Origin of the sequence: Hyphococcus sp., assembly GCF_965267305.1 — a bacterium.
GTDB lineage: Bacteria > Pseudomonadota > Alphaproteobacteria > Caulobacterales > Parvularculaceae > Hyphococcus.
In genome coordinates this window covers 2,851,454-2,875,856 of sequence record NZ_OZ253945.1, presented here as the reverse complement: position 1 = coordinate 2,875,856, position 24,403 = coordinate 2,851,454, and the positions used below count along the sequence as shown (strand labels likewise).

Annotated in this window: 31 protein-coding genes; 12 read left to right on the top strand and 19 right to left on the bottom strand. The window is 62.7% G+C overall.

The annotated features are described in order from the left end of the window. Positions 1-3: 3 nt before the first annotated feature. Genes ACQY5P_RS13765 through hemC form a run of 3 tightly spaced genes read right to left on the bottom strand, consistent with a single transcriptional unit; the run spans position 4 to position 3,251 of the window. Entirely contained in the window at positions 4-1,533 is a 1,530-nt protein-coding gene (locus ACQY5P_RS13765; RefSeq protein ID WP_428407443.1) for a hypothetical protein, read from the bottom strand. Positions 1,534-1,584: 51 nt separating this feature from the next. Continuing rightward, positions 1,585-2,304 (bottom strand): uroporphyrinogen-III synthase, encoded by a 720-nt coding sequence (locus tag ACQY5P_RS13760; protein WP_428407442.1) that lies wholly within the window; start codon positions 2,302-2,304, stop codon positions 1,585-1,587. Next, the gene (gene hemC / locus ACQY5P_RS13755; RefSeq protein WP_428407441.1) at positions 2,301-3,251 is read right to left on the bottom strand and encodes a hydroxymethylbilane synthase; all 951 of its coding nucleotides are present in this window, start codon (positions 3,249-3,251) and stop codon (positions 2,301-2,303) included. The genes ACQY5P_RS13760 and hemC overlap by 4 nt, the downstream gene beginning before the upstream one ends. 139 nt (positions 3,252-3,390) lie before the next feature. Here hemC and tsaD point away from each other — a divergent pair, with 139 nt between their 5' ends. After that, complete coding sequence (gene tsaD / locus ACQY5P_RS13750; protein ID WP_428407440.1) at positions 3,391-4,467, top strand: tRNA (adenosine(37)-N6)-threonylcarbamoyltransferase complex transferase subunit TsaD; 1,077 nt, start codon at positions 3,391-3,393, stop codon at positions 4,465-4,467. Positions 4,468-4,522: 55 nt separating this feature from the next. Here tsaD and ACQY5P_RS13745 read toward each other — a convergent pair whose 3' ends face one another. Further along, positions 4,523-4,966, bottom strand: a complete 444-nt coding sequence (locus ACQY5P_RS13745) for an Rrf2 family transcriptional regulator (protein WP_428407439.1) — start codon at positions 4,964-4,966, stop codon at positions 4,523-4,525. A 637-nt stretch (positions 4,967-5,603) separates the two neighbouring features. Beyond that, positions 5,604-6,236 (bottom strand): TetR/AcrR family transcriptional regulator, encoded by a 633-nt coding sequence (locus ACQY5P_RS13740; RefSeq protein ID WP_428407438.1) that lies wholly within the window; start codon positions 6,234-6,236, stop codon positions 5,604-5,606. A 79-nt stretch (positions 6,237-6,315) separates the two neighbouring features. Between ACQY5P_RS13740 and ACQY5P_RS13735 the strand changes: the two genes are divergently transcribed. Next, positions 6,316-7,326 carry an NAD(P)H-dependent glycerol-3-phosphate dehydrogenase gene (locus tag ACQY5P_RS13735; RefSeq protein ID WP_428407437.1) on the top strand — a complete coding sequence of 337 codons (1,011 nt, stop codon included), beginning with the start codon at positions 6,316-6,318 and terminating at the stop codon, positions 7,324-7,326. A 2-nt stretch (positions 7,327-7,328) separates the two neighbouring features. Further along, positions 7,329-7,622, top strand: a complete 294-nt coding sequence (locus ACQY5P_RS13730; RefSeq protein WP_428407436.1) for a YciI family protein — start codon at positions 7,329-7,331, stop codon at positions 7,620-7,622. Here the strand turns inward: ACQY5P_RS13730 and ACQY5P_RS13725 are convergent. The 4 genes from ACQY5P_RS13725 to ACQY5P_RS13710 all read right to left on the bottom strand — a co-directional run bounded on the left by ACQY5P_RS13725 (position 7,619) and on the right by ACQY5P_RS13710 (position 10,359). Next, entirely contained in the window at positions 7,619-7,984 is a 366-nt protein-coding gene (locus ACQY5P_RS13725) for a hypothetical protein (RefSeq protein ID WP_428407435.1), read from the bottom strand. The two genes, ACQY5P_RS13730 and ACQY5P_RS13725, sit on opposite strands and share 4 nt — an antisense overlap. 62 nt (positions 7,985-8,046) lie before the next feature. Next, positions 8,047-8,439 carry a hypothetical protein gene (locus tag ACQY5P_RS13720; RefSeq protein WP_428407434.1) on the bottom strand — a complete coding sequence of 131 codons (393 nt, stop codon included), beginning with the start codon at positions 8,437-8,439 and terminating at the stop codon, positions 8,047-8,049. A gap of 138 nt (positions 8,440-8,577) precedes the next feature. Continuing rightward, positions 8,578-9,111 (bottom strand): inorganic diphosphatase, encoded by a 534-nt coding sequence (ppa, locus tag ACQY5P_RS13715; protein WP_428407433.1) that lies wholly within the window; start codon positions 9,109-9,111, stop codon positions 8,578-8,580. A gap of 24 nt (positions 9,112-9,135) precedes the next feature. Then, entirely contained in the window at positions 9,136-10,359 is a 1,224-nt protein-coding gene (locus ACQY5P_RS13710) for an argininosuccinate synthase (RefSeq protein ID WP_428407432.1), read from the bottom strand. Positions 10,360-10,542: 183 nt separating this feature from the next. On the opposite strand from ACQY5P_RS13710, the gene ACQY5P_RS13705 reads away from it, so the two are divergent. The 3 genes from ACQY5P_RS13705 to ACQY5P_RS13695 are packed head-to-tail and all read left to right on the top strand — an operon-like array spanning position 10,543 to position 11,239. Further along, positions 10,543-10,761 carry a DUF2945 domain-containing protein gene (locus ACQY5P_RS13705; protein ID WP_428407431.1) on the top strand — a complete coding sequence of 73 codons (219 nt, stop codon included), beginning with the start codon at positions 10,543-10,545 and terminating at the stop codon, positions 10,759-10,761. Positions 10,762-10,773: 12 nt separating this feature from the next. After that, positions 10,774-10,971, top strand: coding sequence for a hypothetical protein (locus ACQY5P_RS13700; protein WP_428407430.1), 198 nt, complete (start codon positions 10,774-10,776; stop codon positions 10,969-10,971). Between the two features lie 4 nt (positions 10,972-10,975). After that, positions 10,976-11,239, top strand: a complete 264-nt coding sequence (locus tag ACQY5P_RS13695) for a DUF7218 family protein (protein ID WP_428407429.1) — start codon at positions 10,976-10,978, stop codon at positions 11,237-11,239. A gap of 52 nt (positions 11,240-11,291) precedes the next feature. Here the strand turns inward: ACQY5P_RS13695 and ACQY5P_RS13690 are convergent, their stop codons facing one another. Then, on the bottom strand, positions 11,292-11,696 hold the full coding sequence (locus tag ACQY5P_RS13690) for a hypothetical protein (protein WP_428407428.1): 405 nt from the start codon (positions 11,694-11,696) through the stop codon (positions 11,292-11,294). 211 nt (positions 11,697-11,907) lie between these two features. Here ACQY5P_RS13690 and ACQY5P_RS13685 point away from each other — a divergent pair, with 211 nt between their 5' ends. Then, entirely contained in the window at positions 11,908-12,945 is a 1,038-nt protein-coding gene (locus ACQY5P_RS13685; RefSeq protein WP_428407427.1) for a GIN domain-containing protein, read from the top strand. A gap of 306 nt (positions 12,946-13,251) precedes the next feature. Beyond that, the gene (locus tag ACQY5P_RS13680; protein ID WP_428407426.1) at positions 13,252-13,722 is read left to right on the top strand and encodes a response regulator; all 471 of its coding nucleotides are present in this window, start codon (positions 13,252-13,254) and stop codon (positions 13,720-13,722) included. A gap of 12 nt (positions 13,723-13,734) precedes the next feature. On the opposite strand, the gene ACQY5P_RS13675 is transcribed toward ACQY5P_RS13680, so the two are convergent. Together ACQY5P_RS13675 and ACQY5P_RS13670 are read right to left on the bottom strand one after the other, a co-directional pair. Next, positions 13,735-15,045 (bottom strand): amidohydrolase, encoded by a 1,311-nt coding sequence (locus ACQY5P_RS13675; RefSeq protein WP_428407425.1) that lies wholly within the window; start codon positions 15,043-15,045, stop codon positions 13,735-13,737. A 72-nt stretch (positions 15,046-15,117) separates the two neighbouring features. Then, positions 15,118-16,266 (bottom strand): fatty acid desaturase, encoded by a 1,149-nt coding sequence (locus ACQY5P_RS13670; RefSeq protein WP_428407424.1) that lies wholly within the window; start codon positions 16,264-16,266, stop codon positions 15,118-15,120. Between the two features lie 177 nt (positions 16,267-16,443). Between ACQY5P_RS13670 and ACQY5P_RS13665 the strand changes: the two genes are divergently transcribed. The 3 genes from ACQY5P_RS13665 (at position 16,444) to ACQY5P_RS13655 (ending at position 18,324) form a co-directional block, all read left to right on the top strand. Further along, positions 16,444-16,701, top strand: a complete 258-nt coding sequence (locus ACQY5P_RS13665; RefSeq protein ID WP_428407423.1) for a hypothetical protein — start codon at positions 16,444-16,446, stop codon at positions 16,699-16,701. Then, on the top strand, positions 16,698-17,201 hold the full coding sequence (locus tag ACQY5P_RS13660) for a hypothetical protein (RefSeq protein WP_428407422.1): 504 nt from the start codon (positions 16,698-16,700) through the stop codon (positions 17,199-17,201). The genes ACQY5P_RS13665 and ACQY5P_RS13660 overlap by 4 nt, the downstream gene beginning before the upstream one ends. 112 nt (positions 17,202-17,313) lie before the next feature. Further along, on the top strand, positions 17,314-18,324 hold the full coding sequence (locus tag ACQY5P_RS13655; protein WP_428407421.1) for a methyltransferase: 1,011 nt from the start codon (positions 17,314-17,316) through the stop codon (positions 18,322-18,324). A 217-nt stretch (positions 18,325-18,541) separates the two neighbouring features. On the opposite strand, the gene ACQY5P_RS13650 is transcribed toward ACQY5P_RS13655, so the two are convergent. The 3 genes from ACQY5P_RS13650 to ACQY5P_RS13640 form a co-directional block, all read right to left on the bottom strand. After that, positions 18,542-18,892, bottom strand: a complete 351-nt coding sequence (locus ACQY5P_RS13650) for an ArsR/SmtB family transcription factor (protein ID WP_428407420.1) — start codon at positions 18,890-18,892, stop codon at positions 18,542-18,544. A 14-nt stretch (positions 18,893-18,906) separates the two neighbouring features. Then, entirely contained in the window at positions 18,907-19,539 is a 633-nt protein-coding gene (locus ACQY5P_RS13645; protein WP_428407419.1) for an SRPBCC family protein, read from the bottom strand. Positions 19,540-19,608: 69 nt separating this feature from the next. Beyond that, positions 19,609-20,241, bottom strand: coding sequence for a hypothetical protein (locus tag ACQY5P_RS13640; RefSeq protein ID WP_428407418.1), 633 nt, complete (start codon positions 20,239-20,241; stop codon positions 19,609-19,611). A gap of 126 nt (positions 20,242-20,367) precedes the next feature. Here ACQY5P_RS13640 and ACQY5P_RS13635 point away from each other — a divergent pair, with 126 nt between their 5' ends. Next, on the top strand, positions 20,368-20,904 hold the full coding sequence (locus tag ACQY5P_RS13635; RefSeq protein ID WP_428407417.1) for a dihydrofolate reductase family protein: 537 nt from the start codon (positions 20,368-20,370) through the stop codon (positions 20,902-20,904). Positions 20,905-21,093: 189 nt separating this feature from the next. Here ACQY5P_RS13635 and ACQY5P_RS13630 read toward each other — a convergent pair whose 3' ends face one another. From ACQY5P_RS13630 to ACQY5P_RS13615, 4 genes are all read right to left on the bottom strand, one after another. Further along, positions 21,094-21,702, bottom strand: coding sequence for a hypothetical protein (locus tag ACQY5P_RS13630; RefSeq protein ID WP_428407416.1), 609 nt, complete (start codon positions 21,700-21,702; stop codon positions 21,094-21,096). A gap of 33 nt (positions 21,703-21,735) precedes the next feature. After that, on the bottom strand, positions 21,736-23,019 hold the full coding sequence (gene trpB, locus ACQY5P_RS13625; RefSeq protein WP_428407415.1) for a tryptophan synthase subunit beta: 1,284 nt from the start codon (positions 23,017-23,019) through the stop codon (positions 21,736-21,738). A 62-nt stretch (positions 23,020-23,081) separates the two neighbouring features. Then, positions 23,082-23,708, bottom strand: coding sequence for a histidine phosphatase family protein (locus ACQY5P_RS13620; RefSeq protein ID WP_428407414.1), 627 nt, complete (start codon positions 23,706-23,708; stop codon positions 23,082-23,084). Positions 23,709-23,722: 14 nt separating this feature from the next. Next, positions 23,723-24,394, bottom strand: coding sequence for a phosphoribosylanthranilate isomerase (locus ACQY5P_RS13615; protein ID WP_428407413.1), 672 nt, complete (start codon positions 24,392-24,394; stop codon positions 23,723-23,725). Between the last annotated feature and the right edge of the window lie 9 nt (positions 24,395-24,403).

Below are 24,403 nucleotides of genomic sequence, written 5' to 3'. Positions count from 1 at the left end.
CCCCTACTCCGCATCGCCGGAAAGCTGCGCCGTGAGCGAGGCGACAGCGGCTTCCGCCTCGGCGCGGGCGCGGGCCTCCGCCATCCACTCGGCCATGGCCTCCTGCGCGACGAGCGGCAGATCCTCAAGCTGCAACAGCGCGAAACCTATTTCTCCCTGTTCCAGCGCATGTTCGGCGCGCGAGAGAACGGCGCCCGGATCGTCGCCGTCGAGGGGCCGTGCGGGACGCACGCTGACAAGGTTTTTCGCCCGCGCCATCAGCCCTGAAAGCCCGCCGCCGGCCTGGGCCTGGCCTGCCGCCGCGAGCGCCTTTCTGGCCGCTGCGTCAAACCCGATGCGCAAGGCGGCGTCGGTGGCGACGCCGGTTTCGGCATGAGCTTCCAGCGCCGACCCGGCGCCCGGCTCGAATTCTTCGATGACCGCAAGCTCTTCCGTATAGGGATCGCCCTGCTCCACCGCACGGGAGAGTGCGGCGAGCGCAAAGGACGCTTTCATTTGCCGCGCCGATTGCTGCGCGCGGTCATTGCGGACTTTCTGCAGTTCTTCGCGCAGGCGCGTGATCTCGTCATCAACGGCGCTGTTGCGGTTTTCCAGTTCGGCGCGGAGGCGCGACAGTTCCTCGGCCTGGGTTGCGTTTTCGGCGCGCGCCGCGTCGAGCGACGCCGCAAGCTGAGCGCGCTCTTCCTCGAAAGCCGCGCGCATGGATTCCATTTCCGCCTGCAGGGCGACCGCAGCCTCCTCCGCCTGAGCGGCGGCCGCGACGGATTCATCAACGGGTTGCGCCGATCCCGCAGCCGCCTCTTCTTCCGATGGCGGCGGCGTTTCCATGGCGGCGGTTTCAGCGGCGTTTTCGGCCGCCTCCACCGATGAAGCAGCGTCGCTTTCCACGACTGCGCCATCAATCCCTTCCTCCGTAGACGGAGCTTCAACGGCGGCGTCTTCCCCCTCGCCGAAACGGCGCATGGCCTCTTTCGCGCCATCCTCGACGGAATTGGAGATTTTGGCGGCGCCGTCTTCCGTGACCGGCGGCAGATAGCCGCTGCTTTCCGCTGGCGCGTCGGAGGGTTTCAAATCATCATCGGGAAGATTGCCGATTTTCGCCGCGGTCTCAGGCTCGTCGATTTCCGGCGCCGTTTCCGGTTCGTCCGGCGTTTCAGAAACGCTTTCCCCGTCTGAAACATCTGGCGCAGTTTCTTCGGCTGCAGCCGGCGCGTCTTCAGCGGGCGCGGCGCCCGGCGCCATCTGAAACCGCCATACGGCGAAAGCAATAAGCGCGACGACAACGAAAGCGAGAAACAGCATGACCCCGGGGGTCAGGGTCGATTTGCGTTTTACGGGCTCGGATTTGTCTCCGCCGTTGTCGGCGCCGGCGCCTCCCGCATCACCTTGAACCGCATCCTGCGGCGGCGAATCCGCCGGCGCGTCATCTTCGAACGCGTCCTGAGGCGGCGGCGTCTCGCTGACAAGTTCCGCCTCCACCTCAGGGAGGCTTTCCTCTTCTTTCTTAGCCTTAGAGTCGCCATCCTGCGTCACGTCTCACCCTCACCTGCGCGCCTTCCTAGATAAGCGCCGCCTCACGCGCGCTCAAGCGCGGCGTTCGGCCTCGCAGATCGTCCCGATCACGCTTTCGCCCGTATGGTCCGGCGCAACGGCGATTTCGCCCCACGCCGCTTTTGACGCCGCTTCCGCGACAGCCTCACTGAGGCAAACCGCCCGAGCGCCCGATAGTTGCGGCAAAAGCCCGGCTTTCTCGGCGAGGCCGAGAAAAAGCCTCGCCGTGCGGGGCGAAAAGAGCGTGACCCAGAGGCCGTCACTGTCCTTCAGCGCCGCCACGGCTTCGGCCGAAAGCGCGTCCTCAGCCTCCGCCCGGTACAGCGTCTGGCGCCGGGCGGCGATCCCTTCGGATTTGAGGGCCAAAATGAGATCTCCGGCCCGGTCGGCCCCGGCGACATGCAATATGGCTTTTCCGCCCAAGGCGCTTTCGGAGGCGATATGACTGGCCAGCGCCGCTACATCGCCGCCGGCGGCATGAATGTCTTTAAACCCCGCCGCTTCCGCGGCCGCCGCCGTCACCGGTCCGACCGCAAAAACCGGCAGCGCGCGTTCCGCCGAATTCGCCGCGAAGGCGCGCACCCCATTGGCCGAAGTGAAAGCGATGGCGCCGACGCCGGCGAGGTCCACTGACGTCTTTTCAATCTCGATGCGCATCACCGGCGAGAGAATAGGGATGAGCCCCGCCGCGCGGCAGGCGGCGGCGAAATCCGACGCGTCCGGCTCCGCCCGCGTGACGAGAACGCTCGTCACCCCTCGAGCCTTTTGAAGAAATCGAGGCCCGCCGCATCGAGGATCTCCGCCGCCGCTTCGGCGCCCAGGCCGCCGGCGTCCATCGCACAATGCTCTGTATACGGAAGACTGCATTCGACGGCAAACCGTTCCCTGCCGTCAAGCGACAAAAGCTCGCCGCGGAAGCGGATTTCGTCATCCTGCATGATCGCAAGGCCGGCGATGGGCGTGCGGCAGGAGCCGTCGAGCCCCATCAGGAACGCCCGCTCCATGATCACACAGGCGCTGGTGCGCGCGCAGTTGAACTTGGCCGCGATGGCGCGCGCCTCTTCGTCGTCTTTCCGGGTCTGGACGCAGAGAGCGCCCTGCCCCACGGCGGGCAGCATCTCGTCGGTCGCCATCACCGCCGTCGCATGGCCCTCCATGTCGAGGCGGTTGAGCCCGGCGAGGGCGAGGAACGTCGCGTCCGCCTCGCCGCGTTCGAGCTTGTCTAGGCGCGTGCCCACATTGCCGCGCAAGGGAACGATCTTCAGATCCGGCCGCCGCGCCAGCAATTGCGCCGCCCGCCGCACCGACGCCGTCCCGACTCGCGCCCCCTGCGGCAGGTCCCAGGGGGTCTCCGCCACATAGGAGATGAAAACGTCCCGCGGGTCTTCCCGCGCCGGGATCGCCGCCGTGACAAGTCCGGGCGGCGAGTCCGCCGGCATGTCCTTCATGGAATGGACCGCAAAACGCGCCGCGCCGGAGAGCAGCGCCTCCTCAATCTCCTTGGTGAAGAGCCCCTTGCCCCCAATATTGGCGAGGGAGCCCTGAAGATTGCGGTCGCCCGTGGAGACATAATCCTGGATGGGCGCCGCCTCCGGCGAAATCCCGGCGGCCTTCGCGATCATCGCCTGGACAAGCCGCGCCTGCGCCATCGCAAGGGGCGAGCGGCGGCTGGCGATGGCGAAGGACTTGTCGTTGCTCACTCGTTTCGCTTTCGGAACTGGAGCCGGGACAAATCTCGGCCCGGGCTCTTGCGCCGCCGGAAGCTTTCATGTCCATGCGGGGCTTTCCCCGCCGGGCTTAACGCAGTCACAAAGGCATAAGCAAGAAGACAGAAGACCCATGCTGGTTTTAGGCATCGAGACAAGTTGCGATGACACCGCCGCCGCGGTCGTGAGCCGGGAGGAGAATGGCGCGTGCCGCATTCTCTCGAACGAAGTCTGGGCGCAGCATGAGGACCATGCGGCCTATGGCGGCGTGGTGCCGGAAATCGCCGCGCGCTCCCATGTGGAGCGCCTCGACGGAACCATCGAGCGGGCGGTGGCGAAGGCGGGCGTCAGTTTCGCCGATCTCGACGCCGTCGCGGCGACGGCGGGGCCGGGCCTCGTCGGCGGGGTGATGGTCGGGCTTACGACGGCGAAGGCTGTCGCCATGGCGCATGACCTGCGGCTTGTTCCGCTCAACCATCTCGAAGGTCACGCCCTCTCGGCGCGAATGACAGAGGACGCGCCCTTTCCCTATCTCCTCCTCCTCATTTCCGGCGGCCATACCCAGCTCATCCGGGTGACGGGCGTCGGCCGGTATGACCGGCTCGGCACCACCATCGACGACGCCGCGGGGGAGAGTTTCGACAAGACCGCAAAGCTCTTGGGCCTCGGCGCGCCCGGCGGACCGAAAGTGGAATCCGCGGCGACGGGCGGCAGGACCGACCGTTTCGACCTGCCGCGCCCGCTCCTCAAACATGAAGGCTGCGATTTTTCCTTTTCGGGGCTGAAGACCGCGGTGCGCGAGACGGCGGCAAGCCTGGAGAATCCCACGGGCCAGGACATCGCCGATCTCGCCGCCTCGTTTCAGGAAGCCGCCGCCCGCCATCTCGCCCAGCGCACCGAAAAGGCGATGGCGCTGATGCCGGAAGCAAAGCGTTTGGTGGTCGCCGGCGGCGTCGCGGCGAATTGCGCCATCAAGAAAATGCTGCAGCAATTATGCGCAGCAAATTCCTGGGCGCTGATCGTCCCGCCGCCCAAATATTGCACCGATAACGGGGCGATGATCGCCTGGGCAGGGGCCGAACGCCTCGCCGCCGGGCTCGCCATGGCGCAGGACGAGGCGATGGGCCTTGCGCCGCGGGCGCGATGGCCGCTTGCCGAGCCGCCGGACGGCGGGCGCCTCGGCTCCGGCCGCAAAGGGCCAAAGGCCTGATTTCATTAATTTTGCTGCAGAGATTTGCTGCAGCATAGACCGCAGCAAACGGAGCTTATGCTGCGCTTTTTGCTGCAGCATCGCCTGCAGCAATTTCCTTGGCGAACTGTTTCAGCGTAACCGCCTCAAGCGAGGCGAGAAAGGCGGTTTCCGCCGCATCGCCGACGGCCGTGAGCGCCGGCGCCATATTGCGGCCCACGGGGCAAGCCGGATCCGGCGCGGAGCGCGGCAGGGGCAGGAGCCCCGGCGTTTCGACAGCGCGGTAGATGTCGGCGAGCGTGATTTTCTTCGGCCCCTTGGCAAGGCGCGCGCCGCCGCCTTTGCCGAGATCGGACTGGGTGAGGCCGGCTTTCGCTAGCGCTCCGAGGAGGCGGCGCACCACCGCAGGATTGGTGGCGAGGCTCTTCGCCAGCGTTTCGGAAGTCTGGGGCGCGCCGCGATGGGCGGCCAGCAATGTCATGATGTGGGCGGCGGCGGCGAAGCGGGTCGATCCGGGCATGTCGTCTCTCCCAGTTTTGGGCGGGGACAGCCTAGCCCGGATTATCTTGAAATTGTGTAACCGACACAGTTTCAAATTGGGCGCGCCGAAAAAAAGGACGTTAGACAAAAAGAAAGCGCGGAAGCCGGGGCAGGCTTCCGCGCCAGGGGATGCTGCTTCGTTTAGGGAGGGTGCGTCCTAAGGGGAGGGACGGAAGCAGCAGGTCTCGGGGTTTAGTCCTTAGCCAATGACGACGCCGCGCGTGGCGTAGTCGGCGAGGCCGAAAAGGACCGCGCCAAGGGCGCTGGTAAGGGTGAGGGTGACGGTCGCCTGAACGGCGAAATTACGAAGGGTGCTCATTTGGGTTTCTCTTTGCGTTTTGTCAGTTCGTTTCTTTGTCTTGGCGCCGTTTTGGCGCGTAAGGCATTGCCCCCGCGGGGCGCGCCGAAAGCGATTTTTCGCCATCGACAAAGCGGCAGATAGGCGGGGGATAAATCATTGTCAATGAACAAAATGCTAAATATTCATTGTTTAATCGTAATTTTTCTAAACGAGCTTATAGACCCATACATTACAATGCTTTAGGTTTGAAAATTCACGTCGCGGAACCGTATACTCACCACTTTGTGACTAGTGATTAGAGTATTCCGCTATGGATTTATGCGTGTTTTCGCTTCTCAACCGCCGCTCTTTTGGCGGCGCGAAAGGCGAACCCGTCGAGGATCAGGTCGATGACCCCGTTGAGCTCGGCCGCCAGCGCCTCGAACTCGCCCTCATGAAAGACCGCCGGGCTGGTGAAGCGATATCCGGCGTCCTGGAGGATCTTGGCGGTCTCTGCGGGGTTCTCAATGGCGAAGGAGCCGTCCGCGTCTCCCTGGATCAGGATTTCGGCAAGGACGCGGCCCTCGGCGTTCTCCCATTCGATAGCGACTTTCGGCCGGGCCCCCAGAAGCTCGCTCGATAACTCGTAGGCCTTGGGCTTGTCATGGAAACGCTCGTAGGCGAGCTGAAATTTTCGGAGAAAAAACGATCTGAGCTTTTCCGCCGGGGTCTGGGCCGGGTCGTCGGCGACCTCACGAAGCCGGGCCACCTGCTCGCGCCGCAGCACCCGAACGAAGCTTTCGGCGATATCGAGCTTCGACGGGAAGTAGCGGTAGAGGTTGCCCGTGGACATGTTGCAGTCCTGGGCGATCTCCGACATGGTCGTCTTGCCGTAGCCATAGTGGAGAAAGCGCCGGCTGGCGGCGTCGAGAATCTGCTTTGCGGTGTCGTCGAGCGTTTCGATGGGCATTCGGGGCCGCATGTTTATGTTGACATCTTTATAAACCGTTCAGTCGTCATTCGGCAATGAAGCAAATGAACTGGAAGTCATGAATCCGGGCGCCCCTTTCCAATCGGTTGGCGTGATCGGCGGCGGCGCCTGGGGAACGGCGCTCGCCTCGCTTTGCGCGACGAACGGCGTCGCCACCACGCTGTGGGCCCGCGAAGACGCGGTCATACGCAGCATCAACACCGCCCATGAGAACAGCGAATACCTCCCCGGCGTTCCCCTGCCCGAAAGCCTCAAGGCCGCGCAATCACTGGGTATGGCCGCCGATTGCCAGGCCATACTTTTCGTTGTGCCGGCCCAGTTCGCCCGCCCCGTCTTCGCCGATCTCCGGGAGGCGACGGATGGCCGGCCGGTCCCGGTAGCGCTCTGCTCCAAAGGCATCGAGCGGTCTTCAGGCCTGATGATGACCGAGGTTCTGGCTGGGGTATGGCCGGAGGCGGAGCCCGCGGTTTTGTCCGGACCGAGCTTCGCCCGCGATGTCGCCATGGGACTTCCCACCGCCGTGACCCTCGCCGCCCGCGACAAGGATACGGGCGCCCGCTGGATGGCGACGCTCGGCGGTCCGGGCTTCCGGCCGTATCTTTCCGACGACCTCACCGGGGCCGAACTCGGCGGTGCAGTTAAGAACGTGCTCGCCATCGCCGCCGGCGTGGTAGAGGGCAAGGGCTTCGGCGAAAGCGCCCGAGCCGCGCTCATCGCCCGGGGCTTTGCGGAATTTCAGCGCCTTGGCGTGGCGCTTGGCGCGAAAAAAGAGACCATGGCCGGGCTTTCGGGCCTCGGCGACCTGATCCTCACCGCCACCTCGCCGCAATCTCGCAACATGTCCCTTGGGATCGATCTCGGCAAAGGCCGAACGCTCGACGAGATCCTTTCCGAGCGCAATACGGTCTGCGAAGGCGTCGCCACCGCCGGCGCCATTCACGCCCTCGCAGAAAAGGCCGGGGTCGAGGCCCCGATCTGCGAAGCCGTCGCCGCCCTCGTCTCCGGCGCCAAGTCCGTCGACGAGATCATCGCCGCGCTGATGGCGCGGCCCTTAAAATCGGAAGCGTAACGATGCCCCAATTTGTTTTACTATGCCGGGACAAGCCGGACTCCCTCGCCTTGCGCATGGAGACCCGGCCCGCGCATCTCGAATATTTTCAATCTTTTGGAAATAAGCTGCTGCTCGGCGGGCCGATGCTCGACGGCAAGGGCGATCCCATCGGCTCCATGCTGGTGATCGAAGCCGAGGACGAGGGGAAAGCCCGCGCCATCGCCGCCGAAGACCCCTATAACAAGGCGGGCCTCTTCGCCGATGTGGGCGTCATTCCGTTCAAGACGGTGATCGAGAATTTTTCGACGGATTAAGCGCCCGACGTTTCGTCACCGGATTGATCCGCGATGACTTTGTGGACGCGCATGGTGACGTCGGAATGAAAAATATCGACATGTTCGCGAAACAGCACCCCTTCAAGGGTCACGGTCTCGCCGGCGATGGACCAGAGGTCGAGATCGTCTGAGGCAGGTTCAAGCAGGATTTTCCGCACATTACGCATGGCACGCCTGTTGCTCCTGCTGTCGGGATTGCCTTCGATAGTGATCGCCGGATCGAGCAGCAGCGCGACCCCTTTCGACATCTCACGGCCCGGAACCATCACATATTCGCCCATCACCCGGCCGGTCAGCGTCGAGACAGCGGGCTCGAAACGCGGCGGTTCGGCGGCGCTCACACTACAAAATGCGGCGAATGCCAAAATGGTTGCCAGCAAGCGGAACAGTTTCACGAGACGGATCAGCGCCGGCGCTTGTAGGAGCGGCAGCTCGCCTCGAAGGGCTGGCCCGACTGGCGCGCATTCCAGCCCGCGGTCCAGGCGTCCCCGGCGTCGACCCCGCCGCGGGCCCGGCACTGCTGGAAGCCGGTGCGGTATTCGGGCGAGAGGACATTGACCTTGCCAGCGAGCGAAAAGGCCGCGTCGTAACATTCGCAGACAAGGTCCTGGCCTGACGACGCCATGATCGTCGGCGGCGCCGCGCTGTTGTCATAGGAAGCAGTGGTCGCGGTCGCAGCCGGCGCAGTCTCGCCGCCCGGCCCCGACGCGAATTGCGTGTTCATCACGGCGAACAAGGCGACGCCCAGAACCGCGAGCGCCAATATTCCCCCGAATATGGCTTCAATATTACGCATCTTGGCCCCCTGTTCCTCTCGACGAGCGATCGCCGCCCCTCGCCCGGCCTCGCTGGCGGGGCGAATGTCCGCACTGGACAGGGAAGATGCTAGCTCAAAAGACGGGGTTTAAAAAGGGTTAAGGCGCGCGCTCCCGCGTCAGCCCTTCGCCGCTTCGGCCTTCAAGCCCGCCATGATGAGCTCTTCGGCCACGTCCGCATCGCGCCAGCCGACGATCTTGACCCACTTGTCGGGCTCGAGGTCCTTGTAATGCTCGAAGAAGTGGCTGATGCGCTCGATCATGATGTCGGGCAGGTCATGATAGGATTTGATCTTGGCGTAATAGCGCGTGAGGCGCGGGCTCGGCACGGCGAGGATTTTTTCGTCCATGCCCGCCTCATCCTCCATGATGAGCACGCCCACAGGCCGGGCGCCGACCACGGCGCCGGGCACCAGCGGCCGGTTGCCCATCACCATCACGTCCACCGGATCGCCGTCGTCGGCGAGGGTCTGGGGAATGAAGCCGTAATTGCAAGGGTAGCGCGTCGACGTATAGAGGAACCGGTCGACGAACATTGCGCCCGACGCCTTGTCGATCTCGTATTTGATCGGCTCGCCGCCAAGCGGCACTTCGATGACGACGTTGACGTCTTTCGGCGGATTGACGCCCGGCGTGATTTTGGAAAGATCCATCTTACTCTTTTACTCTTGCTCTGCTTACTCTGCGTTCTTGTTGCGGCGCGCCAGCAGCTTAAGCCGCAATGCGTTCAGTTTTATGAACCCCTCGGCGTCTTTCTGGTCGTAGACCATGTCTTCCTCGAAGGTCACATGGGCCATGGAGTAGATGGTGTTCGGCGACGACCGGCCGATGACGCTGGCCGAGCCTTTATAGAGCTTCACCCGCACCGTGCCGGCGACCTTTTCCTGGCTCTTGTCGATGGCGGCCTGGAGCATCTCGCGCTCCGGCGCAAACCAGAAGCCGTTGTAAATCAGCTCCGCATAGCGCGGCATCAATTCGTCTTTGAGATGCCCGGCGCCGCGATCGAGGGTGATCTGTTCGATGCCGCGATGAGCCGCGAGAAGGATGGTCCCGCCGGGCGTTTCGTAGATGCCGCGCGACTTCATGCCGACAAAGCGGTTCTCCACGAGATCGAGGCGTCCGACGCCGTGTTTGCGGCCATATTCGTTGAGTTCGGCGAGAAGGGTCGCCGGCGACATGGGCTTGCCGTTGATGGAAATGGCGTCGCCGCGGTCGAAACCGATTTCAATGATTTCCGGCTTGTCCGGCGCGTCTTCGGGATCGACGGTGCGCTGATAGACGTAATCGGGCGCCGGTTGCGCCGGATCTTCGAGCACCTTGCCCTCGGACGACGTGTGCAGAAGGTTCGCATCGACCGAGAACGGCGCCTCGCCGCGCTTGTCCTTCGGAATTTCGATCTGGTGCTTTTCCGCCCAGTCGATGAGTTTCTCGCGGGAGTTCAAATCCCATTCGCGCCACGGCGCGATGACGCGGATGTCGGGATTGAGGGCGTAGGCGTTGAGTTCGAACCGCACCTGGTCGTTGCCCTTGCCCGTGGCGCCATGCGCAATCGCATCGGCGCCGGTCTTTTCGGCGATCTCCACCAGCCGCTTGGCGATCAGCGGGCGCGCGATGGAAGTGCCGAGCAGATAAAGCCCCTCATAGACCGCATTCGCCCGGAACATGGGGAAGACGAATTCGCGCACGAATTCCTCGCGCAGATCCTCAATGTAGATTTCCTTGACCCCGGCGCGTTCGGCCTTGCGGCGGGCGGGCTCAAGCTCCTCGCCTTGCCCGAGATCAGCCGTAAATGTCACGACCTCGCAATCATATTCCACCTGCAGCCATTTCAGGATCACAGAGGTGTCGAGACCGCCCGAATAGGCGAGCACCACTTTTTTCACGTCTTTCTTCGCGGCCATGGCTCATCCGATGTTTTGCTGCGCCGCGCCTATAACGCGGACACGAAGAAAGCGCCAGTCTGCTTTCGAGGCATGCTTTCACGTCATGGATTTCGGAACAGGGCGCCGATCCTCGTGTTCGGATGACGAGCACGGAAAAAACGCGCCGGACTGCATCCGGGCCGGCAAAAAAGAGAGGCCCTTATGACCGAGCTTTTTGAACGCGGCGACGAAGTGAAATGGGATTGGGGCGACGGCGAGCGAAGCGGCGTCATCGCCGAAATTCACACCCGTCCCGTCAGCAAGATCATCGACGGCGACAGGGTCCGGCGCGAAGGCGACGCCGGATCGCCCGCCTATATCATCGAAAAACCGGATGGCGGCTACGCACTTTGCTGCGGCTCCGAACTGACGCGCGCCTGAAAGGAGATATGCATGACTCGCCCCAAGACACGCCAGGAGGCGCTTGAAGACAAGGAATATCTCGGCGAGCCGGGCGCCCCGTCCCAGGGCGGCGTCGCCGGCGGAGACCTGCAGGAGAAGAAAGGCAAGCTCGACGAAAAGAAGCGCGCAAAGGAACGCCCCGCGGGCGCCACGCGCGTGAGGAAGAGCGACGAAAAAGAAAAGGGTTAAGCCCATGGAGAAGAACCACGGACCGACCATTAAGGACGACGAGACCTATCAGTCCTTGCGCGAAGACGGCGCAAGCAAAGAAAAGGCCGCGCGCATCGCCAATGCGCAGGCGAATTCGTCTCAACACCCTTCCGAAAAAGGCGGCGAGGCGAAGCCCTATGAAGACTGGAAGAAAGACGAGCTTTACGACCGCGCGAAAGAGATCGGCGTCAAGGGCCGGTCGAACATGACGAAAAAAGAATTGATCAGCGCGCTGCGCAATCACTGATTGAAAACGGCGCCCGCTGGGCGCCGTTTTGTATCTACACTGATTTTCCGGCCTAGCCGCGAATGTAAATCTTGCGGCCGTCGGCATAGCGGTAATACATGCCGATCCGCCGATCGTATTTTAAGGGCGGGCGCGCTTGATGACGGCCCCAGGCATTGCCCCGCCCGTGATATTGGGCGTGATGCTCCCAGCGGTCGGGCTGGTAATAAAAAGCGCGGATCGGGCAGACAGTGATCGCCTCGTCGCGGCGGTTTTCGCGCCGGTCGTAACGGTCCTCGCGTCGGTCGCCGCGACCATAATCGACCCGCCGGTCGCGACGGTCCTCGATGCGGTCATAGCGGTCCTCGACGAGATCGGGGCAGGCGCGCGGATTGAACTTCCATTCCCCGGCGAAAGCCTGCGCTCCCATCAACATCACCCCCGCGCCGAACGCGCCCGCAACAACTTTCTTCAACATGAGTTTTCACTCCTACTGCCTGAGACAGGAGCCCCTAGCCCGAGCCGTCTCATGATGGTGAAACGGCCGGAGGAAACCTCGCCGTCGGCGCGCGAGGGGGTCTTTTCAGGGTCATTTCATGGCGGGAGGGTGGCGCGGTTTGCCCTTGCGCGAAGGAGGCGCTAAACTTGTAGCAGACGGGCGGCTTCACACCCAGCGAGGGGAGAGTGCAATGCGTATCCTACTACTGACAGCGGCGTTAACGGCGCCGCTGATGGCGGCTGCATCGGCCGAAACAACCACCCATCAAGGCGTTACAGAAGTCGAGGTCGAAAATTTCATCGGCACGGTGAAAGTCGAGACCGTCAAAAGCGGTCCCGTGCGCCTCGATCTCGCCAAGGGGAAGGATGCCGACTATCCGGTTCGGGTCACGGAAAAGAACGGCGTCCTCACCATTGCGAGCGACGAGGACCCCGACGACATCCGCTGGCAGGATGATGTCGACTGGCGCAAATATCACGACGACGCTTTCAGGGTTTTCCTTGAAGATTATCCGACGCTGACCCTGCGCATTCCGGAGAAAACCGCGCTGGATTTCGACAGTGCGGTGATGATCTTCACCGCCGACGACACGCATGGCGCCCTTTCGATGCGCGAAGGCCATGTGGACGGCATGATCGGCGACATCGCGTCGGCGGACATCGCCATTCACGGCTCCGGCGATCTCGACGCAGGAAATGTCGCCGGCGAATTTAAAGCCTCAATATATGGCTCCGGCGATCTCTCGGCGAAATCCGCCGGCGCGTTTGAAGCCGAAATTCACGGCTCGGGCGACATGACTCTGGGCGATGTAGCTGGCCCGGCCGTCATCGACATCAACGGCTCCGGCGACATCAAGCTCGGCAATGTGGGCGCCGCCATGGCGCTTTCCATCAATGGCAGCGGCGATGTCGAGGCAGGCAAAGTCGGCGGCGGCGCCGGGATTGAGATCAGCGGCTCCGGCGACGTGACGCTCGCCAGCGTCAGCGGCAAGACCCTCGCCCATGTGCGCGGCTCCGGCGACATCGATATCGGCGGCGGGCGCGCCGAAGATCTGATGGTGGAAATCAGCGGCTCCGGCGACTTCACCTTCAACGGCGTCGCGACCAACCCGGCCGTCTACGCCACAAGGTCAGGCTCCATTCATATCGCCCGGCACGAAGGAAAGATTCGCGCGCGCGGCGACGGCGATATCGAAATCAGCGGCGTCGATTACAGCGACGACGACTAATTGCGGCGTTGAAAAGCAGGCCTTTCCCTCTGAGACGGCGCCTGCTTTTCGCCACAACTCTTTTCAATGCCTTACGCTGACGCGAAAAATTACAGAGCGCTCCGAAAGCGGCGTTAACCTGAATTGGCGCGCATGAGACCCGCCATGTCGGGGCCCGCCGGGGCTTTGCGGCTCCCTCGCCAAGACCGGCGGCGTTTAAAAGTTAAACCGCTGCTTTGCATTTCCTGCAAAGCGTTCGCGTCTTCTTAGGCACGGCCGGAGAAGCTGGGCCGCCTTTAAAGGCCTGCCAGCCAAAGGAATAGCCGGATGTCTGACGCCAATATTCCCAATGCTGAACATCCTTCGGAGGAGGACGCCGCGCGCCCGCCGGTGATCCTCATCGCCGAAGACAATGACGTGAATCTGAAAGTGCTTGAGCACTATCTTGCGAATTACGACTGCAAGGCCATTATCGCCAAGAACGGCAAGGACGCCGTCAAACTGTTTCACAGAAACGATGTCGATCTTGTGTTGATGGACATCATGATGCCAGTGATGGACGGCCTCGAGGCGACGCGCAAGATCCGCATGCTGGAGCGCAAGCGCGGCGCCGATAAGCGCACGCCCATTGTCGCGATCACCGCGCATATCAAGCCCGCCGACCAGCATCTTTGCATCAACGCCGGCATGAACGACTATCTTTCAAAGCCCCTCAAAAAAGACGACCTCACGAAGCGCATGAAAATCTGGGCGCCGCACCTTCGCGAAGGGCCGGCGCCGCAACGCGCAAGCGCCTAAGAACCGGCGCCGCTACTCCTGATTGAAAAGCGCGATGGCGGCCGTGGTCATCGCTTCGACGCCGGTGGTGATCGCAGGCTCCGGCTCGATCCTGAACAGCGGCGAATGGTGAGACGGCGCGTCTTTGATTTGCTTTGCCGGCGTGCCGCCCACATTCATGTAGACCCCTTTGACGCCGGTTTCGGGCGTGACGAAATAGGCGAAATCCTCAGCGCCCATGCCCTCACGCGGCTCCTCATGGAGAATGTCGCCGCCCATGCTCGCAATCAGCGCCGCGCGCACGAATTCGGCGCTTTCGCGGTCGTTGATGGTCGGCGGCGTCGTTTCGGTTTTCGAGCGGATGACTTCAGGCATGAGCGTTTCCGGCACACCCAGCGAGATCGCAACGCCTTCCGCCACCCGGTCGATGGCGTCGAGCAATTGCGCGCGCACTTCCGGATTGTTGGAGCGGACGGTGAGCTGCATCTCCACCTTGTCGCCAATGATGTTGTGCTTGGTTCCGCCGTGAATGGCGCCGACGGTGATGACGCCCGCCTCCTGCGGCGCGATGGTGCGCGAGACGATGGACTGGAGCGAGACGACGATCTGCGAAGCGACCAGCACCGGATCGACGCCCTTGTGCGGCGAGGCGCCATGAGCGCCGACGCCGTGCACGACGATGTCGACGCTGTCCGACGACGAGGCGCGGATGCCGAGCGGCACTTCCACCTTGCCGGTGGGCGTCGCTGACGAGACATGGAGCGCCAGCGCCGTATCCGGTTTCGGGAAGCGCTTGTAGAGCCCGTCCTCCATCATCATCCGGGCGCCGGAAATGCGCTCCTCCGCCGGCTGGCCGATCAGCACCAGCGTCCCGGCCCACTGATCCTTGCGCGCCGCCATCTGCCGCGCCGTGCCGACCAGCGAGGTGATGTGCACGTCATGGCCGCAGGCATGCATCACCGGTTTGACGATCCCGTCGATGTCTTCCTGGGTCGCCGTCGATTTGTAAAGGAGGTCGTTGTCTTCCTTGACCGGCAGGCCGTCCATATCGGCGCGGATCATGATGGTCGGGCCGTCGCCATTTTCCATGACGGCGACGACGCCCGTGCCGCCGACGCCTTCGGTGACGTCATAGCCCAGCGCGCGGATTTCCTCGGCCAGCCGCTTCGACGTCTTGAACTCGCGATGGGAGAGCTCCGGGTTCTGATGAAACCACTGGAACAGAGCTTCGAGATTGGCGTCGTAATCAGCCGCGACGGCGCTTTTGAGGTCCGATTGCGCGGCGGCGGGCGCGGCGATCAAAAGGGCGGCGGCGGCCGCGCAGGCGAAAAGGCGTGATGTCATGACTGGCTCCCGTGAAGTTCCCTGAAGCCAGTTAACACCAATCCGTCCGGGTTGTCAGACGGCAATCGGCTTCTAGGCGGCCGCGAAGCTGACCATCTTGCGGCGATCCGGGCACCACAGCGCAAGGCGCGCGCAGCGGATGGAATCGCGGATGGTCATGACAGGGAGCGACAGGAGATCCTCGCTCGCCCGGTAGCATTCCATCAGCCGGTAATTGGGGATCCGGCTCGCGAGATGGTGGATGTGGTGGAGGCCGATATTGCCCGTAAGCCAGCGCAAGGGCTGCGGCAGCTTGTAATGAGACGAGCCGAAGATCGCCGCCTCCGCCATGTTCCATTCCGGCTTTTTCGCCCAGTAAGTGTCTTCATACTGGTGCTGGACAAAGAACAGCCAGGCGCCGGTCCAGGCGGCGACTGTGACCGCCGGCAGGAAGACGATGGCGACGGTTCCGAGACCGAACAGCAGGGAGAGCCCGCCATAAACGACCAGAAGCGCCAGATTGAGCGCCGCCACGGACCGCCAGACCTGGCGCAGCTTCATGCCGCTATAGACCTCAGCGAAGGGCATGGGGCCGGCCAGCGGCAGGCGCTGGAGAATGAAGAAATAGAGCGGCGCGCCAATAAGGATCATGACGACGGGATGCCGGTAAATCCGGTACATGATGCGCTTCGACAAGGGGAGCGCGCGATATTCCGGCACCGTCAGCGTATCGACGCCGCCGACGCCGCGGCGGTCGAGATCGCCGGAAGTCGCATGATGGCGGTTATGGGCGTCGCGCCAGAAGGCGTAGGGCGTGAAGGTCAGGATGCTGACGAAAAAGCCGAGCAGGTGATTGGCGCGCTTGTTCTTGAAATAGCTGCCATGGCCGCAATCGTGCTGGATGATGAAGAGCTTTACAAGAAACAGCCCCGCGACCGGCGAGAGGAGAAGCGCCAGCGGCCAGAAGCCGGTTTTGACGAGCGCGATCATCGCGCCCGCGGCGGCGAAATAGAGCGCCAGCGACAGGGCCGCCTGGCCTATGGAGCGGCCGAGATCCACATGCTGGAACTTGGCGCAATGCTGCACGATCCGGCGCAGCATTTCCGCGCGGGCGTGGGCCGCGGCGCGCATATCCGCAGCGGCGTGCGCCGCGCCTTGCGAGAAATTATGGGCCGCATGATCGGCGGCCTCCTGAAGCTTGGCGAAATTCCGGGAGACGGCGGCAGGCAATGACTGTGACATGAAAGGCAGACTACTCGACTTTTGCGCCGGTTCCGTGAATCCGGCGGGCGGGTTTCCTGAGAGGTTTTTAGGCCCTGCTTAACCAGTTTTGCGGGCAAAGGGAAATCCGGGCGGGACCTTCACCCTCGCACCAGCAGGCGGCTTGTAAAAAGAATGGTACCATAGTACCAAATTTGCATGACCGAGACTCGCAAACCCATCACCCGCGTCCAGACCGGCGTGCGCATCGAAAAGCGCATCCTGAAAACCCTGAAGATCGTCGCCGCCCACAAGGAGATGGGCCTCGGCGATCTGATCGAAGGGATCGTGCTCCATGCCTTCGAAGGCAAGCCGCCCTTCGGCGAGGAAACGCTGGCGCTGATAGCCGAGGCGAAAAAATCAGCGGGGCTCGATCTCACCGCCCAAGACAGCCACTTGTTGGAGGAAGCCTCATGATCGCGCCCGTCATCCCCGTTGAAAAACCCTATCGCTGCAAACGCACCGCCGGTTTCGAAGTCGCCGCGGCGCCGGACGCCGTCTTCGCCATGATGTGCCCTGTGCGCGAATATGAATGGGAGCCGGGCTGGCGCACCAATCTCATCCTCTCGGAATCCGGTCTCGTGGAGGAAGGCTGCGTTTTCACGACGCCCGCCGGCGCCTCCATCGCCAGCGACCAAAAAAGCGAAGAGGCGATCTGGGTGACGCCCCATCACGACGCGCAGGCGCGCCGCCTCACCATGATCAAAGTGACGCCGAATGAATGCGTCACGCGCCTCGATATCGCGGTCGACGAAACCGAAACCGGCGCCGCGGTGACGGCGAGCTATGAACTGACGGCGCTCTCGCCGCGCGGGCGAGTCATTGTCGACGGCCATACCGCTCCCGCCTATGCGAAAATCATGGAGGGCTGGCGCGCGGCGCTCACGGGCAAGCTCGTCGCCAACTCAGCAGGCTGATTTTCCGGCGCGCGGCAGGCTTGCCGAAACTTTTGCTGCGCTTAATGTTGCGCAAAAAAGTTTCGCCGCTGGAATAACGAAAGCGCCGCTGGAACAAGGACCGGGGGATTTTATGACGAAAACACTGGGCGCGCTGCTCGATGATTTCGGCGAGTTTCATGCCTGGCTGGTGCAGTCGCAGACCTCCCTGTGGGTGCTGCATGCGGTGTCCCGGACCCGCCTTCTCGATCATCTCGGCGACGCCCCGGCGCCCATCGAGACCCTTGCGGAAAAAACCGGCCTTAAATCCGACATGCTGCGGCGGGTGATGACTTTTCTCGCATCGCAGGAGGTCGTTTATATGGATGCTGAGGGGCGGGTCGCCCACACCGCGCGCTCGCGCGCTTTCCATGCGCGCCAGGACGCCGTGCGCTGGCTCAATGTCAACTTTCCGGCCGGGCTGAAATTCGAAGAAGCCCTGCGAACCGGCGTCGCATCATTCGAGCATCATTACGGCCAGCCGCTGTTCGATTATCTGAGCGAACGGCCCGACATCGCAGAAGAGTTCGGGCGGCTGATGTCCAGCATCACGAGCGCCATCGAGGCGTTCATCTTCTCCGAGCACCAATTCAAGCCGTTTGCACGCGCCGTGGATATCGGCGGCAGCCATGGCCAGTTGATGACGCGGCTTTTGACGGAATATCCGTCGGCGAAAGGCGTTATCTTCGATTTGCCCGGAACAGCGGCGCACGCCCGCAAGGCGCTCGCATCCTCGCCGCTGAAAGACCGGATCGAAATTATCGGCGGCGATTTCTTCAAGGCCGTGCCGGACGGCGGCGATCTCTATCTGATGAAACAGATCCTGCATGATTGGGGAGATGAAGAATGCGTCGCCATTCTGAAAAACATCCGCGCCGCCATTGTCCCGAACGGGCGCCTCGCCGTGATCGATTTTCTGCTGCCCGAAAAACCGGCGCCGCACCCGGGCTATGCGCTCGACATCAACATGCTCTGTCTTTTGACAGGCGGGCGGGAGCGCAAACTCTCGGAATTCGAAACGCTGTTCGCCCGGTCCGGCTTCGCGCTCGACCGGGTCACGGAAAACCCCCGCGGCCAGAGCCTCATCGAAGCGGTTCCGGTCTGATCTGCGCGAACTGTCTTGAGGAAAACGCCAGCCGCCGGGCCCTGTTCGTCGGGGGAGAGAGAGGTGAACGAGAAGCACGGCGGCTGGACAGTCATTGGCGACTGTCTTGGAGAGACCACGCCAGATCAAAACATCGAGCCTCTGGGCGTATAAATCAATTAGATAATTTTAATTGTTGTTATTGATTTTCTCGATGGATCTAACGGCCCTGCCGTGCTTATCCAAAAGGCTCGCCTGGCTTTTTCTTTGCCTCTTTCTTTCCTCTGGCAATCTCAGTCGCGAGCGCATCCATTTTCGGCTCCCAGAAAGCGCGGAAGCGATTGAGCCAGAGGTCGATATCTTTAAGCGGTTCGGCGTCAACGGCGTAGATGCGCCGCGGTCCGTCGGGCCGCACGCTCGCGAACCCGCTGTCGCGCAAGACTTTCAGATGCTGCGAGACAGCGGCCTGCGAAATCGCAAATTCCTTTCCGATAAGCTCAGCGACGTCGCCAGCTGAAAGCTCACCGTCGGCAAGCAATTCCAGAATGCGCCGCCGCACCGGATCGCCAAGAACATCGAAAGCATGCATGGCGCCGCGTCCGTCTATGACGTCTCGCCGGTGTAAAAGTCGCCGGTGTTTTTGGCGCGCGTTTTTGCGGCCTCAGGTTTTTCGCCCGCATCGATCTCCGCGTCGCCCCAGCGATTCGCGCTGCCGCGCGAAAACGCCTTGCCGTCGGGCGACATGCCGAATGTGTTTTCGTCAGGCTTCTCGGCATCCGGATTCTCAAGGTAAAGCGCAAGGCCGAGAAGGCCGAGTTCCCAGCCGACGCCGACCGCCCCCGGGCCGAATTGCTCCCAATGCGGCGAAACATGCGCGGTGTGCGTCAGCGTCAGGCGCGAAACGCCCGTCCCCGCCTCAGCCACGCGCGCCTCGACCCAGCTTACCGCGGGGCCCATCTCCCAGGTGAGCGCCAGAAGTTCCGGCGGCTTGCACTCTGTAATGGTTCCCCCGGCGTTCCCCTTCACCTGATATGCGCCGCCGATTTTGAAATCGCCCGTGACCGGCGCGAACCAGCGCGGGAGACGTTCAGGGCTCGTCAGAGCGTCCCATAAATCTTCTACCGAGGTGTCGTAATTGCGCGCCAGCACGACCGCGCGGGCGGGCTTTCCGTCCTTTTCGAGCGCGACCACCTTGCGGTCCACCGCGCCTAGATAGCGTTCCACGTCGAATTTCATGGGGGGCTCCATTATTTAAGTTCATACTTATATAAGTATGTACTTAAATAAGAGTCAATTGGGCGCCGATCAAAGACACCCTTCCACAAGCTGGATCGCCGGCCCGCCAGCGTGAATCTGTTCGACCGTTCCGTCCTTGCCAACGACGTAACGCAGGCCCCGCGCGCTGTCGTCGGTGATGTAAGACTCCGGGCGGTCCTTATCCCAGACGGTGATGTATTCCGCCGGCGCCGCAGCATATTTGTGCGGCATGATCTCTGCGGCGTCGCCATAGGCGTCCTTCACCTCGCGGGCGCTCGCGCCGAGGCCGAGCCCTTCGCCGGTTTTCACCTTCGCGTCGCGGCCTATGGTGATGCGCGCGAGCCTGCCATCCGTCAGCATCACCCGCATGCCGTCCGGCGCGTTTTCCGGGTGAAATTCATCGCAGACGTCAGGCTCAGGACCGCCGACCGCGTTCGGATTGGCGTCGGCGCCATAGGCCGCGGCGATCTCGTCTTTGGTCATGCCGATGCGAAGATTTTCCCAGCCTTCAGCAGTAAGCGCACCGGACGTTGCAGGCTCAGCCGCAACCTCAGCCTTCGGCGCCTGCGGCGCGAGCTTTTCCGCATCGGTCACTTCGTCCGCAGGGGTTTCAGCATCTTCGCCGCCGCAGGAGGCGATGCCAGCGGCCAGCGCCGCCAAAAGGACTGTCCTCAATGTCATGATAAACTCCGGAGATTTGCGTTTTCAGTGAAACAGGCTGACCCCGCAAAAGGTTCTTTGCACAGGAGAATGCGCAGCGGCATAGTTGAATGCGCAAACGCACGGGTCTCACGTCGTGAGGGAATAATGACAAATTACGTCTATCTCGGGGCGAGCATCGACGGTTATATTTCCGCGCGGGACGGCGGTCTTGGCTGGCTCGAATATGTCCCGACGCCGAAAGGCGACGATCTCGGCTTCGCTGACTTCATGGCCAAGGTCGACGCCGTCGTCATGGGCCGGAAGACCTTTGAAACGCTGATCGGTTTCGGCGTCGGGTGGCATTATCCAAAGCCCGGAATCATCCTCAGCACGACGATGAACGAAGCGCCGGAAGCCTTCGCCGGTCATGTGGAATTCGCCAGCGGAACGCCGCAGGAGATCGTCGATTTCGCCAAGGCAAAAGGCTTCGGCAATCTCTATATCGACGGCGGCGACACGGTGCGGCGCTTCCTCGCCGAAGACATGATCGACGAGATGATCATCACCACCATCCCGATCCTGCTCGGCGGCGGCGTGCAGCTTTTCGGGGAGCTCGATGAGCATCTGGGGTTTGAGCTGGTGAAATCGGAGGTGCTTGCCGGTCAGCTTTCCAAGCGCCATTTCCGGCGCAAGCGGGCCTAAATTTTTTGGACTTTCCGCCTTTTAAGTGATCCCCCCTTCCGAAAATCGCTTCACGATTTTCGACCTCCCCGCGAGGGGGAGGTGCGCCTAGCACTTGCCACAAGCTTCACCTCCCCCTTGAGGGGAGGTCAAAACTGCGAAGCAGTTTTGGGTGGGGGTAAATCTCAAAACCTTTGAATTGCTGCGGTTTCAAACCGCAGCAATCGCCGCGGCGGCGGCAAGCTTGTGCCGCGCCTGCCAGGGCGTTCCGGCCGTTTTGCCCATGGCCGCCAGATGCGGTTTGATATCTGCGCCGAGCGCCTTTGACGCCTGATCGAAAACCGCGTCCTTGTCGTACCAGACCACCTGCCAGCCGCGGGCTTCCGCGGCCTTTGCCATTGCCTGCCGGTACATCACCCCGTCGGCAACCGTCTGCGCGCGATTGTCCCGGATTCGCGCCTCGATGGTCGGAGGCAAAGGCGGGCATTCGCGAATGGCGATGCGGCTGATTTCGGCGCTGACATCTTTCGCCAGCGCTTTCAGAATTTTCTCCGCGCCCTTGTCGGCGGCCTTGTGCACCGTCTCGATCAGCGCCACCGCCTCCTCCAGCGAGATGTCCCGAGACCATTCGCTGTCGCGATAGCGCCCCACCGCCCACGCCCCTTCATGGTGATAGGGCATGGCGGGCAGATCATGGGTCAGGTCAACGCGCCGGCGGTCCAGCAAGTCCCCGCCCGGCCCGACCGTCACGAGCTCGGCGGAATTGCCGTGCTCGGCGACGCCGACAATTGCGGACGGCTTTGCATTCTTCTTCGCCATGCCCTGCCCCGCCAATAATCAGCTTCACCGATACTAAGCCCCGCCCAGCAAATCCATCACCGTGAAGATGTCCTTGTCGCCGCGGCCGCACATATTCATGAGGAGGACCTGATCGCGGTCCATCTCCATGGCCTTGTCGACGGCGCGGGCGAGGGCATGGGCGGGTTCGAGGGCCGGAATGATGCCTTCGAGTTTTGCGCACAATTGGAAGGCGTCGAGCGCTTCCTTGTCGGTCGCGGAGACATAGGTCACCCGGCCCGTCTCGTGGAGCCAGGCGTGCTCCGGCCCGATGCCTGGATAATCGAGCCCCGCCGAGATCGAATGGGCGTCAAGAATCTGGCCGTCATCATCCTGCAGCAAATATGTCCGGTTGCCGTGCAGCACCCCGGCCCTACCGCCGGTCAGACTGGCCGCATGTTTCCCAGAATCAACGCCGAGCCCCGCCGCCTCGACCCCGATGATCTCCACATCCTTGTCGTCGAGGAAGGGATGGAAAAGCCCGATGGCGTTCGAGCCGCCGCCGATGCAGGCCATGATGACGTCGGGAAGGCGCCCCTCCATCTCCTTCATCTGCTCCTTCGCCTCGTGGCCGATGACCGACTGGAAATCGCGGACGAGTTCCGGATAGGGATGCGGGCCAGCCGCGGTGCCGATGATGTAAAAGGTTGAGTCCACATTGGTGACCCAGTCGCGAAGCGCATCATTCATGGCGTCTTTCAAGGTCGCCGTGCCGCCGGTGACGGGTATGACCTCCGCGCCGAGCAGCTTCATGCGGAAGACGTTGGGCTTTTGCCGCTCCACATCGGTGGCGCCCATATAGACGACGCAAGGAAGCCCGAAGCGGGCGCAGACCGTCGCCGTCGCGACGCCGTGCTGGCCCGCGCCGGTCTCGGCGATGATCCGCGTCTTGCCCATGCGCCGGGCGAGGAGGATCTGGCCCATGCAGTTGTTGATCTTGTGCGCGCCGGTGTGGTTGAGCTCGTCGCGCTTGAAGTAAATCTTCGCGCCTTTTTTCCCGGTAAGACCGCCTTTTTCGTCAGCCATACCGCGCACATACTTGGTTAGCCGCTCGGCGTAATACATTGGCGACGGGCGGCCGACATAATGTTTGAGGTAGTAGTCGAGCTCCGACCGGAAGGACGGGTCGCGTTTCGCCGCCTCATATTCCTTCTCCAGCGCGAGGACGAGGGGCATCAGCGTCTCGGCGACAAAACGCCCGCCATAAATGCCAAAGCGGCCTTCTTCGTCGGGTCCGGTGCGGTATGAATTAAGTTGCTGGGTCACGTCTTTTTTCCGTCGAAAAGTCAGCGCCGTCATAGCACCCTGACGCGCGAATGCACTGCACAAATTCGAGTTTGCTGCGGAAGGCGGCGGCAGCGCTACTCCACCGCGGGCGTGACCTTCGGATAGCGCACGAGCAAATCCACGCGCGCAATCGCCTGCCAGTCGCTAGGGTGAACCAGCCAGATGACCCCTGAAGGGACCTCGTCCTCACGGCCCCGCGCTGTCGCGCCATAGAGCGGCGCGATATTGGAATGGCTCGAAAGGATGATGTTTTTGCCGGGGTTGGCGGCAAGCTCGGCGGCGACCTTGGCCTTCATCGCCGCAACGTCTGCCGCCTTCTCGCTGATCTGCGAGGGATGCGGCTCAACCGGCGCGCCGGCGGCGGCGAGCGCCGCCGTATCCCAGGAACGGCACATGGGGCTGGTATAGGCCTTGAGGATCGGAACGCCCTCGGCTTTGAGGATTTCGCCGATGGCCCGCGCCTGGAAGAAGCCTTCGGCGTCGAGGCCGCGCCCGCCGGCGAGCTTGCAGCCCTTTGAGAGCCCCACCGCCCCCTTCTGTCCGCCCGGCGAATTCGCATGGCGCATGACGATGACATAGCCGCCGCGTTTCAGCGCCTCGAAGGCGACGGAGGCCGCCGCTTCGTTCTCGCGCAGCACCGGCCCGGAGACGCAGGACGCCAGAAATGCTGCAGCAAATGCTGCGCACAAAACCCGCAACATAAGGCTTTCCTTTCTTATGCTTTCGCCGCCGAGATGAAGTTTTTGATCAGCGCGTGATCCTTCTCGCCGGGCTCGCTTTCGACGCCGGACGACACATCGACCCCGAGGAAGGTCTCGCGCCCGTTCTGGCCTTTGACCGCTTCAGCGACATTCTCCGGCGTCAGCCCGCCGGCGACGATATAGGGCGTTTCGCCCGCATAGGCCGAGAGCAGCGTCCAGTCGAAGGAGACGCCATTGCCGCCAGGCCGCCCGGCGCCGGGCGGCGGCTTGGCGTCGAAAAGAAGGATGTCCGCCGCGCCTTCATACTCCTTGGCGTTATCGATGTCGGCGGCCTCGGTCACCGGTATGGCCTTGATGACCTCGATCCCGAATTCCTCGCCGAGCTCGCGGCAGCGCTCGGGACTTTCATGGCCGTGAAACTGGAAATGGGTGAGGAGCGGCGCCGCCTCCGACAATTCCTTCTCGCCGGCGTCGACGAACAGCCCGACGATCCGCGGCATCGCAAACCCCTCGTCGAAGGCCGCCTGTTTGAGGTCGAGAATGATCTCTTCCGCCGCTTCGGGCGTGATGAAGCGCGGAGATTTCCGGAAAAACACGAAGCCGAGATAATCGGCGCCGGCGCGCGCCGCCGCGATGGCGCTGTCTGCGTCCTTGAGGCCGCAGATCTTAACTTGGGGTCCGCTCATATGAATCAG

Bases quoted from the DNA above. Each gene is read 5' to 3' on its own strand.
- ACQY5P_RS13630 (WP_428407416.1), bottom strand. From the start codon at position 21,702: ATGGCGAAGAAGAATGCAAAGCCGTCCGCAATTGTCGGCGTCGCCGAG.
- ACQY5P_RS13665 (WP_428407423.1), top strand. From the start codon at position 16,444: ATGACCGAGACTCGCAAACCCATCACCCGCGTCCAGACCGGCGTGCGC.
- ACQY5P_RS13735 (WP_428407437.1), top strand. From the start codon at position 6,316: ATGAATCCGGGCGCCCCTTTCCAATCGGTTGGCGTGATCGGCGGCGGC.
- ACQY5P_RS13635 (WP_428407417.1), top strand. From the start codon at position 20,368: ATGACAAATTACGTCTATCTCGGGGCGAGCATCGACGGTTATATTTCC.
- ACQY5P_RS13705 (WP_428407431.1), top strand. From the start codon at position 10,543: ATGACCGAGCTTTTTGAACGCGGCGACGAAGTGAAATGGGATTGGGGC.
- ACQY5P_RS13615 (WP_428407413.1), bottom strand. From the start codon at position 24,394: ATGAGCGGACCCCAAGTTAAGATCTGCGGCCTCAAGGACGCAGACAGC.
- ACQY5P_RS13680 (WP_428407426.1), top strand. From the start codon at position 13,252: ATGTCTGACGCCAATATTCCCAATGCTGAACATCCTTCGGAGGAGGAC.
- ACQY5P_RS13675 (WP_428407425.1), bottom strand. From the start codon at position 15,045: ATGACATCACGCCTTTTCGCCTGCGCGGCCGCCGCCGCCCTTTTGATC.
- ppa (WP_428407433.1), bottom strand. From the start codon at position 9,111: ATGGATCTTTCCAAAATCACGCCGGGCGTCAATCCGCCGAAAGACGTC.
- trpB (WP_428407415.1), bottom strand. From the start codon at position 23,019: ATGACGGCGCTGACTTTTCGACGGAAAAAAGACGTGACCCAGCAACTT.
- tsaD (WP_428407440.1), top strand. From the start codon at position 3,391: ATGCTGGTTTTAGGCATCGAGACAAGTTGCGATGACACCGCCGCCGCG.
- ACQY5P_RS13650 (WP_428407420.1), bottom strand. From the start codon at position 18,892: ATGCATGCTTTCGATGTTCTTGGCGATCCGGTGCGGCGGCGCATTCTG.
- ACQY5P_RS13720 (WP_428407434.1), bottom strand. From the start codon at position 8,439: ATGCGTAATATTGAAGCCATATTCGGGGGAATATTGGCGCTCGCGGTT.
- ACQY5P_RS13685 (WP_428407427.1), top strand. From the start codon at position 11,908: ATGCGTATCCTACTACTGACAGCGGCGTTAACGGCGCCGCTGATGGCG.
- ACQY5P_RS13645 (WP_428407419.1), bottom strand. From the start codon at position 19,539: ATGAAATTCGACGTGGAACGCTATCTAGGCGCGGTGGACCGCAAGGTG.
- ACQY5P_RS13710 (WP_428407432.1), bottom strand. From the start codon at position 10,359: ATGGCCGCGAAGAAAGACGTGAAAAAAGTGGTGCTCGCCTATTCGGGC.
- ACQY5P_RS13700 (WP_428407430.1), top strand. From the start codon at position 10,774: ATGACTCGCCCCAAGACACGCCAGGAGGCGCTTGAAGACAAGGAATAT.
- ACQY5P_RS13640 (WP_428407418.1), bottom strand. From the start codon at position 20,241: ATGACATTGAGGACAGTCCTTTTGGCGGCGCTGGCCGCTGGCATCGCC.
- ACQY5P_RS13745 (WP_428407439.1), bottom strand. From the start codon at position 4,966: ATGCCCGGATCGACCCGCTTCGCCGCCGCCGCCCACATCATGACATTG.
- ACQY5P_RS13670 (WP_428407424.1), bottom strand. From the start codon at position 16,266: ATGTCACAGTCATTGCCTGCCGCCGTCTCCCGGAATTTCGCCAAGCTT.
- ACQY5P_RS13660 (WP_428407422.1), top strand. From the start codon at position 16,698: ATGATCGCGCCCGTCATCCCCGTTGAAAAACCCTATCGCTGCAAACGC.
- ACQY5P_RS13695 (WP_428407429.1), top strand. From the start codon at position 10,976: ATGGAGAAGAACCACGGACCGACCATTAAGGACGACGAGACCTATCAG.
- ACQY5P_RS13740 (WP_428407438.1), bottom strand. From the start codon at position 6,236: ATGCCCATCGAAACGCTCGACGACACCGCAAAGCAGATTCTCGACGCC.
- ACQY5P_RS13655 (WP_428407421.1), top strand. From the start codon at position 17,314: ATGACGAAAACACTGGGCGCGCTGCTCGATGATTTCGGCGAGTTTCAT.
- ACQY5P_RS13690 (WP_428407428.1), bottom strand. From the start codon at position 11,696: ATGTTGAAGAAAGTTGTTGCGGGCGCGTTCGGCGCGGGGGTGATGTTG.
- ACQY5P_RS13620 (WP_428407414.1), bottom strand. From the start codon at position 23,708: ATGTTGCGGGTTTTGTGCGCAGCATTTGCTGCAGCATTTCTGGCGTCC.
- ACQY5P_RS13730 (WP_428407436.1), top strand. From the start codon at position 7,329: ATGCCCCAATTTGTTTTACTATGCCGGGACAAGCCGGACTCCCTCGCC.